This window comes from Neorhizobium petrolearium (assembly GCF_029854435.1).
Classification (GTDB): domain Bacteria; phylum Pseudomonadota; class Alphaproteobacteria; order Rhizobiales; family Rhizobiaceae; genus Neorhizobium; species Neorhizobium petrolearium.
The window spans coordinates 4,888,510-4,901,945 of the sequence record NZ_CP123000.1 but is presented as its reverse complement, the minus strand read 5'-3'; the positions used below and the strand labels follow the sequence as shown (position 1 = coordinate 4,901,945).

Here is a 13,436-nt window from a genome sequence, read left to right as displayed (position 1 = left end):
GAATCGTGAAGGAGAGCCCTATGGCTACCGTGAAAGTCGATAACAGCAATTTCCAGGCCGAAGTCCTTGACTCTGCCGAGCCGGTCATCGTGGATTTCTGGGCCGAATGGTGCGGTCCGTGCAAGATGATCGCCCCGAGCCTTGAGGAAATCGCCACCGAGCTTGCCGGCAAGGTCAAGGTTGCCAAGCTGAATATCGATGAAAATCCTGAGCTGGCTGCCCAGTTTGGCGTGCGGTCGATCCCGACGCTCGCCATGTTCAAGGGTGGCGAAGTCGCCGACATCAAGGTTGGCGCCGCTCCGAAAACCGCCCTTTCGGCCTGGATTTCCAGCGCCGCTTAAGCTGTAAAGTGCAGTGACCTCATGAAAAACCGGCTGTCTCCCTGCAGCCGGTTTTTTTTATTGCCTATCCCTGAGGGATCAGGTCGGCGGCGTGCCGTTATCAGCCAATGCATTGCCGGCGAAATAAAGCGAACCTCCGATCAGAATGCGCGGCGGCGGACTGCCCGGCACCTGGCGGCGGGTGATCTCCTGCAGCGCTTCCACGATCGAGCCGGCCGGCTCGGCGACCAGGCCCGCATCATAGGCCGAATGCGCCAGAACAACCGGATCCAAAGCCGCATCGCTGCCGCGAATCCGTGCCGTGAAGACATGTTCGGCGATGTCGGTAAAGGCGCGGAAGTAACCCACCGGGTCCTTGGTGTTGATCATGCCGGCGATGATATAGAGCGGCCGTGGCTGGCGCTCTTCGAAGGCCACCATGGCCTCGGCGATCACCTCGCCGCCAGAGGGATTGTGGCCGCCGTCGATCCAGATTTCCGATCCTTCAGGCGCATGCCGCAGCAGGTCGCCTTCGGTCAGCTTCTGCAGACGAGCCGGCCATTCGACGGTGGTCATGGCCTTTTCCATGATTGCATCGGTAACGGTGAAGCCCGCCGCCTTGACCGCACGGATCGCCGCCGCCGCATTGGCATATTGATGCCGGCCGGGCAGTTTCGGGAGAGGCAGGTCGGCAAGTCCGAACTCGTCCTGATAGACCAGCCGGCCGAACTCCTCGTGGGCGGTAAAATCCTGACCGTAGACGGAAGCCGGACAGCCGAGCCGTTCAGCGGTCGACACAAGAACGTCGCGCGCCGCCTCGAATTCCTGGTAGCCGACGACGACCGGCCGGCCACGCTTCATGATGCCGGCCTTTTCCGCCGCGATCAATTCAACTCTGTCCCCAAGATAAGCCTGGTGGTCGAGTGCAATCGGCATGATGACCGAGACGGCAGGGTTCGGGACGACATTGGTGGAGTCGAAACGCCCGCCCATGCCGACTTCGAGGATAACGGCATCAGCCGGCTTTTCGGAGAAGAGGAGAAAGCTCACCGCCGTCAGAATCTCGAAGACGGTGATCTGCTGGCCGGCATTCGCCTTTCCGACACGGCGCAGCGCATCGGCGAGATCAGCATCCGACACGAGCTGACCCCGGCCGCCCTTCACGCCGATCCGATAACGCTCGTGCCAGTTGACCAGATGCGGCGACGTATCGACGTGCACCGAATAGCCACCGGCTTCGAGCAGCGCCCGGCAGAAGGCCGTCGCGGACCCCTTGCCGTTCGTGCCGGCGATATGGATGACCGGCGGCAGCTTGAGATGCGGATTACCGAGAACCTCCAAGAGTCGGGTGATCCGGTCCAGCGACATGTCGAAACCCTTCGGATGAAGGGTCATCAAGTGCTCGATTTCCTTTTCGGCTTCGCTCACCGCGGCCTCGTTCATGATAGTCATACCGCCGCTCCGGCCCTTCGATAGTCCCGATCAATTCCCCGGCGATCAGGCGCTGACCGCAACGGGCACCGGAAGCGCATCCTGGACCGGCTGTTTTGTCAGCATCTTCAGAAGCTTGGCAAGCGTTGCCGGGATATCGTGGCGTTTCACCACCATATCGACCATGCCGTGTTCGAGCAGGTATTCCGACGTCTGGAAACCCTCGGGAAGCTTTTCACGAAGTGTCTGCTCGATGACGCGTTTTCCGGCAAAGCCGATCTCTGCGCCAGGTTCAGCGATATGGACATCGCCCAGCATGGCATAGGAGGCGGTGACACCCCCCGTGGTCGGGTTGGTCAGCACGACGATATAAGGCAGACCCGCTTCCTTCAGCATGTCGACGGCAACCGTGGTGCGAGGAAGCTGCATCAGCGACAGGATGCCTTCCTGCATGCGCGCGCCGCCCGAGGCAGGGAAGATGACCAGCGGGCACTTTTCCGCCAAAGCCCGCTCGCAGGCCTTGACGATCGCCTCGCCGGCCGCCATGCCCAGCGAGCCGCCGATGAAATTGAACTCGTGCACGACGGCAACCAGCTTCAGGCCCTGGACCTGGCCGACACCGGCAAGGATCGTGTCTTCCTGCTCGGTCTTCAGACGGCTGTCCTTCAGGCGATCGACATATTTCTTCGAATCGCGGAACTTCAGCGGATCCTGGGCAACCTTCGGCTGCGGCAGCGATTCATAGACGCCGCCGTCGAAAAGATCGGCGAGCCGCGCCTTGGCCGGCATCTTCATGTGGAAGCCGGAGGCTGGAATAACCCATTTGTTTTCTTCCAGGTCCTTGTGAAAGACCATCTCGCCGGTTTCCGGGCACTTGATCCAGAGATTTTCCGGAACCTCGCGACGGCCCAGCATGGAGTTTATGCGCGGCCGGACGTAATTGGTGAGCCAGTTCACTTGGGCGTACTCCTGTTGGAATTCGAACCTAATGTGGGCGGATTATTCGGCAGCAACAAGGCGTGCTGCACGTACGCCGGTCGCAAGACCCCGCACCAGCGTCGCGACGGAGGCGACGGTATCCGGGCCGGCCTTGCCGTCCTTGGTAAGGCTACCGGCGATCTGCGCCACGATCGCCGTACCCACGACAACGCCATCGGCTGCCGCACCGATCGCCTTGGCATGATCGGCCGTCTTGACGCCGAAGCCGACGCAGACCGGCAGATTCGTGTGAGCCTTAATGCGGTTCACGGCACCGGAGATCAGCGACGGATCCGGCAGGGACGAGCCCGTGATGCCGGTCATCGACACGTAATAGACGAAACCGGACGTGTTCTTCAGGACCGTCGGCAAACGCTTGTCGTCGGTGGTCGGCGTCGCAAGGCGGATGAAATTGACACCCTTTTTCAGCGCCGGGATGCAGAGTTCATCATCCATCTCCGGCGGCAGATCGACGACGATCAGGCCATCGATGCCGGCGGCGAGCGCGTCATCGAGGAACCGGTCAACGCCGTAGACGTAGATCGGGTTATAATAGCCCATCATGACGATCGGCGTTTCATTATCGGCCTCGCGAAACTTTCGCGCAAGATCGAGCGTCTTGGCAAGCGTCTGTCCGCCCTTCAGCGCGCGCTGACCGGCCATCTGGATCGCCGGACCATCGGCCATCGGGTCGGAAAAAGGCATGCCGAGCTCAATGATATCGGCGCCGGCGGCAGGCAGCGCCTTCATAATGGCCAGCGAGGTTTCGAAATCCGGGTCGCCGCCCATGAAATAGGTGATCAGGGCGGGGCGGCCTTCAGCCTTGAGGGCCGCGAAACGGTTGTCCATACGAGCGGTCATATCAAAGCTCCATGCCAAGGATCTTGCCGACGGTGAAGATGTCCTTGTCGCCGCGACCGGAGAGATTCATGACGATGATCTGGTCCTTGCGCATCTTCGGCGCACGCTTGATCACTTCGGCGATCGCATGGCTCGGTTCGAGTGCCGGGATGATGCCTTCGAGGCGAGTCAGCACCTGGAAGGCATCGAGCGCTTCCTGGTCCATGATCGGCACATATTCGACGCGGCCGATATCGTGCAACCAGCTATGCTCGGGACCGATGCCCGGATAGTCGAGCCCGGCCGAGATGGAATGACCCTCGAGAATCTGTCCGTCGCCATTCTGCAGGAGATAGGTCCGGTTGCCATGCAGAACGCCCGGGCTGCCGGCCGTGATGGAAGCGCAATGTTCGACGCCTTCAAGACCTCGGCCACCGGCTTCCACACCGACGATCTGGACACCTTCATCATCCAGGAACGGATGGAAGATGCCGATCGCATTCGAACCACCGCCAACGGCAGCGACAACAAGATCGGGCAGCCTGCCCTCGGCTTCGAGAATCTGCTCCCGGGCTTCCCTGCCGATGACCGCCTGAAAATCGCGAACCATTTCCGGATAGGGATGCGGGCCGGCTGCGGTACCGATCAGATAATAGGTGTCCTCCACATTGGTGACCCAGTCGCGCAGCGCCTCGTTCATGGCGTCCTTCAGCGTGCCGTGTCCGGCAGTCACCGGCTTCACCTCGGCGCCGAGAAGCTTCATGCGGAAGACGTTCGGCGCCTGGCGTTCGACGTCGGTGGCGCCCATATAGACGACGCAGGGAAAGCCGAAACGCGCACAGACCGTTGCAGAAGCCACGCCGTGCTGGCCGGCGCCAGTCTCAGCAATGATGCGCGTCTTGCCCATGCGCTTGGCAAGCAGGATCTGTCCGATGCAGTTGTTGATCTTGTGCGAACCGGTGTGGTTCAGCTCCTCGCGCTTGAAATAGATCTTCGCGCCGCCGAGATGCTCGGTCAGGCGCTCGGCGAAATAGAGCGGACTCGGACGGCCGATATAATGGGCGCCAAGTTCGGCCAGTTCCTGCTGGAAGGCCGGATCGTTCTTCGCCTTTTCCCATTCGCCCTGCAGGTCCAGGATCAGCGGCATCAGGGTTTCGGCAACGAATCGCCCGCCGAAAATGCCGAAACGGCCATCCTCATCGGGGCCGGATCGGAACGAATTGGGTAATGGCGTCTGGTTCACTTTCTACTCCCTGCGCGCCTTTTGAAGCCGGGCTTCCGCGACGGCGTCGAAAAACGCATCAATCATTCCAAGATCCTTGACGCCCGGTGCGCATTCCACCCCGGACGAAGCATCAATACCGCTTGCCCGCGTCGAGGCGAGCGCGAGAGCGACATTATCCTTGTTCAAACCTCCCGAAAGCATGTAATCCACGCTCTCGTCAAGGGAAGCCATCAGGCTCCAGTCGAAGGAGACGCCATTGCCGCCCGGCAGTTCGGAGCCCGCAGGCGCCTTGGCATCGAAAAGAAAACGGTCGGCAACGCCGATGAACGGTCCGACCCTGTCGAGATCGGCGGCTTCACTGACCGAAAAGACCTTCATGACCGGCAGGCCATAAAGCGCCTTCGCATGCAGGATGCGTTCCGGGCTTTCATGGCCGTGGAACTGGAGGATATCGGGCCTCAGCAGCGATACGATGTCGTCCAGTTCCTCGTCATCGGCATCGACCGTGACCGCGACGATCTTCACCCGGCCGCGGACACGGTCGGCCAGCTCACCGGCGATGTCCGGCTCGATATTGCGCGGGCTCTTGCGAAAGAAGATGAAGCCGATATGGGTCGCCCCCCGCGCCACGGCACGATCGACAGCCTCCGGGGTCTTCAGACCGCAAATCTTGATATCAGGTTTCATGATGCGCGGAGTGACACGAAATGCGTCAAGAGTCGAGCCAAATCGAGCGTTTCGGGTTCTCGAGTCTCTCATCGGGTCTAGCCCGGGACAAGAATGACAAGGGACGGAATCCACCCTTGGCGATCTGGGAATTTCAAGTTCGGCCGGGACACGTCGGGTGCCTCGATTTAAGTTTTTATAGGTGACACGCGACGTGTCCCGTTCAGTGTTCTTGTGCTGCGCAACTCCGGTTCCTCTGCGGCGATATGGTCTTACGTCCTTGCGGATGCCATACCGGGTTGTGTGCGACACACGCACGCCCCGCCTTGAGGCGAGAGGGGAACCATTTTCTGCGCAGCCCCTGACAACCCGACTGCATCAACGGCAGGCCGAAAGGGCACCGGTCCCATCTCGCCGGCGATGCTTGAACCGGTGTAGCCGAAACGGAACGCGAAGATTGTAGGCACAAGGCGCGAGGGCGGGGATAAACGGAGGCAGTTTTTTCTGTCGATTTCTCGCAAGGTTTTGATTTGGCTCGCCATACCCCCCTCTGCCCTGCCGGGCATCTCCCCCTCAAGGGGGAGCGCACCGGCTTCCCCAAACAAGAAACCGTTCTACCCGGCAGGCGCTGGATGAGGCCGGAAGGCGAGGCAACCGCTTCGGCCCTTCGCTAAGGCTCAGTGCGTTCGGCGCTACAATCGATTCACCGGATCGATTGCTCGGGCTACTCCCGACCGCTTCTCACTACTCGAAATCGATCGCGTGGAGCTGCGAGCCGTGCTGCTTCAACCATTTGCGGGCTTCTTCCATGCGCGGGCAGAGCTCCTTGCACAGCGCCCAGAATTTCGGCCCGTGATTCATCTCCTTCAGATGCGCCACTTCATGGGCTGCGAGGTAATCGATGACCAGCGGCGGCGCCATGACGATGCGCCAGGAAAAGCTCAGATTTCCATCCCAGGAACAGGACCCCCAACGGCTGCGGGTATCCTTCATGCTGACCGATTTGACCGGTTTGCGGATCGCTGCCGCATGGCGGGCGACCAGAACTTCCAGGTCCTTGCGCGCCTCCTTCTTGAAGAAAGCCGAAAGCCGCCGGCCCATGTGATCTTCCAGACCACTCACCTTCAGTATCGGCTCACCATCGACCGTCACGGCTTCAGTGAGGCCGCGCAAGGTTCCGGTATGCTCGATACGATGGGACACGCCACGGAAGGAAATACGGCCGCCATGGCGGACCGGGTTCTCGGTCGAAAATTTGGCGAGCCTAGTAAGCAGCCAGCCCTGATGCCGGTCGAGGAAATCGTCAATCTCGTGCTTGCGCAAACCGGCCGGCACGGTGAGATTGAGCGCCCTTCCACCGGGCTCGATCCTGAGCGTGATCCGGGTGGCGCGCCGGTTCTCCCGGATCGTCAGCGGCATCGCCCGGTCGCCGACATGCAGTGTGCGCTTCACCGTTTCGAGCGGTCTCGACTTCAAACGGACAGGTTTTTTCAGAAGCGCGAACATTCTTACGTTCTAGCCGATTCCCTTGCATAAAAAAGCCGGCGTGCGAGACGCCGGCTGTTCCTGGTTTCATCGCATGTCGTTGCCGCAAACTGCTGCACCCTTTTGGGTGGCAGCTTCGACTGTTTCACGTGAATCCAACCGCGCGATCAGAGGTCCACTACCGGATTCTGGCCGGGGCCGGAAGAATTGTTCCTGCGTTCGCGCATGAAGCGGTCGAATTCCTCCTGGTCCTTGGCGCGGCGAAGCTCGCGGACATAATTGTCGAATTCCTCGCGCATCTCGTCCAGCTTGCGGCGTTCTTCCTCGATCCGCTCAAGCTCGGCCTTGCGCCAGTCGTCGAACGCGACATTGCCGGTGGTAAAATGCGTATTATAGCGACGGCCCGCCCGACGGCAGCCGGCGAACATGCGGTCAGCGCGGTCATTCGCATCGCGCTTGAAACCGCGCAGCCTTTCCCCGAAGAGGATGTAGGCAAGCATGGCCAGGCCTAGAGGCCAGAAGACCACGAAACCGAGCACCATGAGAGCGATGGTGGCCGGCGTCCAATCCGGACGAATCAATGCTGACTGGTTCATAGGTCACACCTGATGGTTTCAGCGGGTGGCCACATGCCAGCCCGACTGAATCCGATTTGGTGAGCCCATGATCCGCCTTCAAGAAGACGGAACATTAAATCCAAGAAGATGCTGAAATATAAGAGGGAAATCGGAAGGGAGCGAATTCAGACCGCCTTGCCGCCCCGGATGACCCGCTTTACCGGCGTCCTTTTTCCCGGCGCCCTTGCATGTTTCTGCGCGAAAGCCACGATGCGCGGCGCGATCTCGCGGCGGAAACGCGAGCCGTTGAAGACGCCGTAGTGACCAACGTCCGGCTGCATGTAGTGCATGCGCATGTCTTCGGGAATGTTCGGGCAGATCGCATGCGCCGCCTTCGTCTGGCCGAGGCCGGAAATGTCGTCGTTCTCGCCCTCGATGGTCAGCAACGCGACATTACGGATCGCTTTCGTATCGACCGGAGTGACCCGGTGCATCATCTCGCCTTTCGGCAGCGAGTGCCTGATGAAGACGGTGTCGACGGTCTGGAGATAGAATTCCTCCGTCAGATCCATGACCGCCAGGTATTCGTCGTAGAAATCGCGGTGCCTTTCCGCCGATTCGCCGTCGTTCTTGACGAGATGCTGGAAAAATTCCTTGTGGGCGATCAGGTGGCGGTCGAGGTTCATAGACATGAAGCCCGACAATTGCAGGAAGCCGGGGTAGACGCGGCGCATGAAGCCCGACTGCGGCCAGGGCACATTCATGATGACGTTGTCGCGGAACCATTCGATCGGGTGCTCTTCCGCCAGCTTGTTGACGGCAGTCGGGTTGATGCGGGTGTCGATCGGACCACCCATCAGGGTCATGGACACCGGCAGCATCGAATCCCGCTGCGATTCCATCACTGCGACGGCGGCCAGGACCGGGACCGAGGGCTGGCAGACGCCGATGACATGCGCGCCAGGCCCGATGGCATGCAGCATCTCGATGACATAATCGATATAGTCGTCCAGATCGAAATGGCCTTCCGTCAGCGGCACCGTGCGGGCGTCGATCCAGTCGGTGATATAGATATCCGCATGCGGCAGAAGCGCTTCAACCGTGCCGCGCAACAGCGTCGCATAGTGGCCGGACATGGGTGCGACAACGAGGATCTTCTGGTCCTCCGACCGATCTGCCGGCAGATCGCGGCGGAAATGCAAGAGATTGCAGAAGGGTTTTTCCCAGACGATCTCCTCGGTCACCCCAACCTTTCGGCCGTCCACCACCGTTTGCGGAAGCCCGAATGCCGGTTTGCCATATCGACGGGTCACACGTTCGAAGACTTCGAGGCTGGCGGAAAGCGTCCGTCCGACCGTCGTCTGGGAAAGCGGGTTGAGCGGGTTGGAATAGAAGAAACGCATGGCATCCGCCGCGGCGCGGAACGGTACCATGGCGGCATGGTTCATCTCATAAAACTGATAGAACATGGATGTGCCACCTCTCGTGATTTTCGACGGCGTTCAGCAAAAACATCGAACCGATCGGTTCAGCAGCAGGGCCGAGACAAATTAACGGTTTTTTATCGCGGTGCAACATGAAGAAGGGATACCGGCGGGTTTTGCCATTGGAAAGCGGGACCGCGGATCATCCGCGGACTGCTCGTTGATGACCTATAATGGCAGGTAAGCCTTAAGGTTCCGCCTCCCAAGACTGGTAAAGGACTCGTGTCCGCCATGACACGAGTCCGGCGATCACTTAATCGTCAGCGACGAAGGTCTGGCGCTGAGTGCCGAGGCCATCGATCCCGAGCTCGACGACATCGCCGGCCTTGAGGAAACGCGGCGGCTTCATGCCGAGGCCAACGCCCGGCGGGGTGCCGGTGGAGATGATGTCGCCGGGATGCAGCGACATGAACTGGCTCAGATAGGAGACGAGATAACGGACGCCGTAGACCATCGTCCTCGATGAACCGTTCTGCATGGTTTCGCCGTTGACCTTCAGCCACATGCCGAGCTTCTGCGGATCGGCGACTTCGTCCTTCGTGACAAGCCAGGGGCCGATCGGGCCAAAAGTGTCGCAGGACTTGCCCTTCGTCCACTGGCCGGCGCGCTCGGCCTGGAAGGCCCGCTCGGACACGTCGTTCGTCAGGCAGTAGCCGGCTACGTAATCAAGCGCGTCTGCCTCGGAGACATATTTCGCGGTCTTGCCGATGACAACGCCAAGCTCGACTTCCCAATCGGTCTTTACCGAGCCACGCGGGATGAGCACATCGTCGTTCGGTCCGCAGATCGCCGACGTCGCCTTCATGAAGATGATCGGCTCCGGCGGGACTGTGGCGCCGGTCTCGGCCGCATGGTCGGAATAGTTGAGGCCGATGCAGATGAACTTGCCGGTGCCGGCGACGCAGGGGCCGATGCGGGCCGGCTGCAATTCCGGCAGGCTTTCGGGATCGAGCGCGGCAATTTTCTTCAGCCCTTCCGGGGAAATCGCCGCACCGGCAATATCGGCAACATGGCCGGAAAGATCGCGGATTTTGCCCTTGCTGTCGAGAATTGCCGGCTTTTCATGGCCCGGCTCGCCAATGCGCATCAGTTTCAAGGAATCTCCTCCGGTTGTCAGACAAGCCGCTTTATGGATCAAGTCGCGCGGCTTGTCACCCTGTTTTGCGGCGCGACAACTGGTTGCCAGCGAGGCCAATCGGCCTATTCTTTCTGCCTTACCGCAAACTCAACTGTGAAAATTCAGAGGATACCATGACCAGCAGCAATGCCCGCGAATCGGAATTTCCGATCGATGCCTTCTTCCTGGACCGCTGGTCGCCGCGCGCTTTCACCGGCGAGACGATCACACAGGAAACGATGCTGGCGATCCTCGATGCTGCACATTGGGCGCCCTCATCCGGCAACAACCAGCCCTGGCGTTTCGTCTACGCTCTGCGCGGCACGCCTTCCTTCCCGGTCCTCGTCGATATCCTGAGCCCCGGCAACCAGCGCTGGGCGAAGAATGCCGCAGCGCTGATGATCGTGGTTTCGAAGACCTACCGGATCTCGAAGGATGGGGAGCGGCGGCTCGCCTATACCCATTCCTACGACACGGGCGCCGCCTGGTTCTCGGTCATCTGCCAGGCCATGAAGCTCGGCTATCACGCCCACGGCATGGAGGGCTTCGACAAGGAGAAGGCGGTCGAGGTGCTTGGGATCCCGGAAGGGTACCGCGTGGAAGCGGCCGCGGCGATCGGCCGGATGGCAGACAGAAGCACCCTGCCCGACGATCTCGCCGAACGGGAGTCCCCGAGCAAGCGCAAGCCGGTTTCCGAAATCGCCTTCGAGGGGAAATTTACCGGAGAACCGTGACGGCGGAGACGCGGCGACCAGGGAGAGCGTCGCCTTGTTTCACGTGAATCCCCTATCCACAGGAAAGATTCACGTGAAACATTTTCGGGCTGGACAATAAAAAACGGCAGACCGCAGGGGCCGCCGCTTTTTTGATTGCGACGCCGGATGGGTCAGATATCGAGGTTGGCGACGTTCAGCGCGTTGTCCTGGATGAACTCGCGGCGCGGCTCCACTTCGTCGCCCATCAGGCGCGAGAAGAGGCCATCGGCATCGGTCGCATCGTTCACCTTCACCTGCAGCAGCGAGCGGACATTCGGATCGAGCGTGGTTTCCCAGAGCTGCTCGGCGTTCATTTCGCCCAGCCCCTTGTAGCGCTGCATCGACAGGCCCTTGCGGCCCGCCGCGAAGATCGCGTCGAGAAGCGCCCGCGGGCCGGAGATTTCCTGCTCACCGTCCTTGCGGCCGAGAACCGGCGGCGTGCGATAGATGTCCTGCAGACGCGTCGTCATCTGGTCGATATGGCGGGCATCGGCCGAACCGATCAGGGCCACGTCCAGGACCGCTATCTCCCTTACACCGCGCACCATGCGCTCGAAGCGCAGGCCGCCCTCATCCGTCACATGGCCGGACCAGCCGCGTTCGGTTTCCTCGGCGATCATGTCGAGCCTGCGGGCGACCTCGTCGGCAGTCTGCCGGGCGCGCTCGCGGTTGTCGGTGAGTTCCGGGTTCAATGCACCGGCAATCGCCGCCTGTTCGATGATCGACCGATTGTAGCGTGAATGCAGGCCGTCGGTCAGCGAACGCAGCCTGAGCGCATCCTGGATGACTTCCCGCAGATCCTGGCCGGCGCGCACCTCGCCCGAGCCGAGCTTCAGCGTCGCTTCCTCCAGGCCCATGCCGATCAGATATTCCTCGAAAGCCTTTTCGTCCTTCAGGTACTGGATCGACTTGCCGCGGGTCACCTTATAGAGCGGCGGCTGGGCGATATAGATATGGCCGCGCTCGATCAACTCCGGCATCTGGCGGAAGAAAAAGGTCAGAAGCAGCGTGCGGATATGGGCGCCGTCGACATCCGCGTCCGTCATGATGATGATCTTGTGGTAGCGCAGCTTGTCGGCGTTGAACTCATCCTTGCCGATCGAGGTGCCGAGCGCGGTGATCAGCGTGCCGATCTCCTGGCTCGACAGCATCTTGTCGAAGCGGGCGCGCTCGACATTGAGAATCTTGCCGCGCAGCGGCAGGATCGCCTGATTTTCCCGCGAACGCCCCTGCTTGGCGGAACCACCAGCGGAATCGCCCTCGACGAGAAAAACCTCGGACTTGGCCGGATCGCGCTCCGAGCAGTCGGCAAGCTTGCCGGGCAGAGAGGCAATGTCGAGAACGCCCTTGCGGCGGGTGAGTTCGCGCGCCTTGCGGGCCGCCTCGCGGGCGACGGCCGCCTCGACCACCTTGCCGACGAGGATCTTGGCTTCGGTGGGATGTTCCTCGAACCAGGTGCTCAGCGCCTCGTTGACGAGGCTTTCGACCACCGGCCGGACTTCCGACGAAACGAGCTTGTCCTTGGTCTGCGACGAGAATTTCGGGTCCGGCACCTTGACCGAAAGCACCGCCGTCAGGCCCTCGCGGCAATCTTCGCCCTGCAGCGTCACCTTTTCCTTCTTGGTGATGCCGGAGCTATCCGCGTAGGACGTCACCTGACGCGTCAAGGCTCCGCGGAACCCCGCCATATGGGTGCCGCCATCCCGCTGCGGGATGTTGTTGGTGAAGCAGAGCACGTTCTCGTGGTAGCTGTCGTTCCACCACATCGCGACCTCGACGGTAATGCCGTCCTTCTCGCCCTTGATGGCGACGGGTTTGTCGACGAGTGGCTTCTTGGCGCGGTCGAGATATCGGACGAAAGCCTCGAGGCCGCCGTCATAGATCATCTCCTCTTCCTTGATATCCGGCTTGCGCTTGTCCGTGAGCCGGATTCGGACGCCCGAATTCAGGAAGGCCAGTTCACGCAGACGATGTTCGAGCGTACCGTAGTCATACTCGGTCATCGTGAAGGTCTGGGGGCTTGCCAGGAAGGTGACCTCAGTGCCGGGCCGGCCCTCATATTCCCCCACGACCTTGAGCGGCGCATCGGCGACGCCATGGGTGAAGGAAATCTCGTGGACCTTGCCGTCGCGGCGGATGCGCAGCTTCAGCCAGGTGGAAAGCGCGTTCACCACCGAGACGCCGACGCCATGCAGGCCGCCGGAGACCTTGTAGGAATTCTGGTCGAACTTGCCACCCGCATGGAGCTGGGTCATGATGACCTCGGCCGCGGAAACGCCCTCCCCCGAATGGATGGCGGTGGGGATGCCTCGTCCGTTGTCGGTCACGCTGACGGAACCATCCGGATTGAGGGTAACGGTCACCAGATCCGCATGGCCGGCCAGCGCTTCGTCGATCGCGTTGTCGACGACCTCATAGACCATGTGATGCAGGCCGGAGCCATCGTCGGTGTCGCCGATATACATGCCGGGACGCTTGCGGACGGCATCGAGGCCTTTGAGAACCTTGATCGAATCGGCACCATATTCGGCACTCGCGCCATTCTCGCTGACGGGTGTATCGGTCATCAAATATCTTC

Annotated in this window: 12 protein-coding genes; 2 read left to right on the top strand and 10 right to left on the bottom strand. The window is 61.0% G+C overall.

All coding sequences use genetic code 11. The annotated features are described in order from the left end of the window. The first annotated feature begins 20 nt into the window (after positions 1–20). Positions 21–341: a thioredoxin gene (gene trxA, locus QEO92_RS23700; RefSeq protein WP_037153955.1), complete on the top strand. Its 321-nt coding sequence runs from the start codon at positions 21–23 to the stop codon at positions 339–341. Between the two features lie 78 nt (positions 342–419). Here trxA and QEO92_RS23695 read toward each other — a convergent pair whose 3' ends face one another. The 9 genes from QEO92_RS23695 to QEO92_RS23655 all read right to left on the bottom strand — a co-directional run bounded on the left by QEO92_RS23695 (position 420) and on the right by QEO92_RS23655 (position 10,082). After that, positions 420–1,772, bottom strand: coding sequence for a bifunctional folylpolyglutamate synthase/dihydrofolate synthase (locus tag QEO92_RS23695; protein ID WP_037153957.1), 1,353 nt, complete (start codon positions 1,770–1,772; stop codon positions 420–422). A 45-nt stretch (positions 1,773–1,817) separates the two neighbouring features. Beyond that, complete coding sequence (gene accD / locus QEO92_RS23690; protein WP_210057075.1) at positions 1,818–2,708, bottom strand: acetyl-CoA carboxylase, carboxyltransferase subunit beta; 891 nt, start codon at positions 2,706–2,708, stop codon at positions 1,818–1,820. Positions 2,709–2,750: 42 nt separating this feature from the next. Then, entirely contained in the window at positions 2,751–3,590 is an 840-nt protein-coding gene (gene trpA / locus QEO92_RS23685; RefSeq protein ID WP_037153963.1) for a tryptophan synthase subunit alpha, read from the bottom strand. 1 nt (position 3,591) lies between these two features. Continuing rightward, positions 3,592–4,812, bottom strand: a complete 1,221-nt coding sequence (gene trpB / locus QEO92_RS23680; protein ID WP_037153966.1) for a tryptophan synthase subunit beta — start codon at positions 4,810–4,812, stop codon at positions 3,592–3,594. A gap of 3 nt (positions 4,813–4,815) precedes the next feature. Continuing rightward, positions 4,816–5,481 (bottom strand): phosphoribosylanthranilate isomerase, encoded by a 666-nt coding sequence (locus QEO92_RS23675; protein ID WP_227704639.1) that lies wholly within the window; start codon positions 5,479–5,481, stop codon positions 4,816–4,818. A 723-nt stretch (positions 5,482–6,204) separates the two neighbouring features. Beyond that, positions 6,205–6,966, bottom strand: a complete 762-nt coding sequence (locus QEO92_RS23670; protein WP_227704638.1) for a M48 family metallopeptidase — start codon at positions 6,964–6,966, stop codon at positions 6,205–6,207. 146 nt (positions 6,967–7,112) lie between these two features. Beyond that, positions 7,113–7,541, bottom strand: a complete 429-nt coding sequence (locus QEO92_RS23665; protein WP_037153976.1) for a DUF2852 domain-containing protein — start codon at positions 7,539–7,541, stop codon at positions 7,113–7,115. A gap of 146 nt (positions 7,542–7,687) precedes the next feature. Next, complete coding sequence (locus QEO92_RS23660) at positions 7,688–8,971, bottom strand: polyhydroxyalkanoate depolymerase (RefSeq protein WP_227704637.1); 1,284 nt, start codon at positions 8,969–8,971, stop codon at positions 7,688–7,690. 268 nt (positions 8,972–9,239) lie between these two features. Further along, positions 9,240–10,082: a fumarylacetoacetate hydrolase family protein gene (locus QEO92_RS23655; protein ID WP_227704636.1), complete on the bottom strand. Its 843-nt coding sequence runs from the start codon at positions 10,080–10,082 to the stop codon at positions 9,240–9,242. Between the two features lie 155 nt (positions 10,083–10,237). On the opposite strand from QEO92_RS23655, the gene QEO92_RS23650 reads away from it, so the two are divergent. Continuing rightward, entirely contained in the window at positions 10,238–10,837 is a 600-nt protein-coding gene (locus QEO92_RS23650; protein ID WP_227704635.1) for a nitroreductase family protein, read from the top strand. Positions 10,838–10,989: 152 nt separating this feature from the next. Here QEO92_RS23650 and gyrB read toward each other — a convergent pair whose 3' ends face one another. After that, positions 10,990–13,425 carry a DNA topoisomerase (ATP-hydrolyzing) subunit B gene (gene gyrB / locus QEO92_RS23645; RefSeq protein ID WP_227704634.1) on the bottom strand — a complete coding sequence of 812 codons (2,436 nt, stop codon included), beginning with the start codon at positions 13,423–13,425 and terminating at the stop codon, positions 10,990–10,992. Positions 13,426–13,436 lie beyond the last annotated feature (11 nt).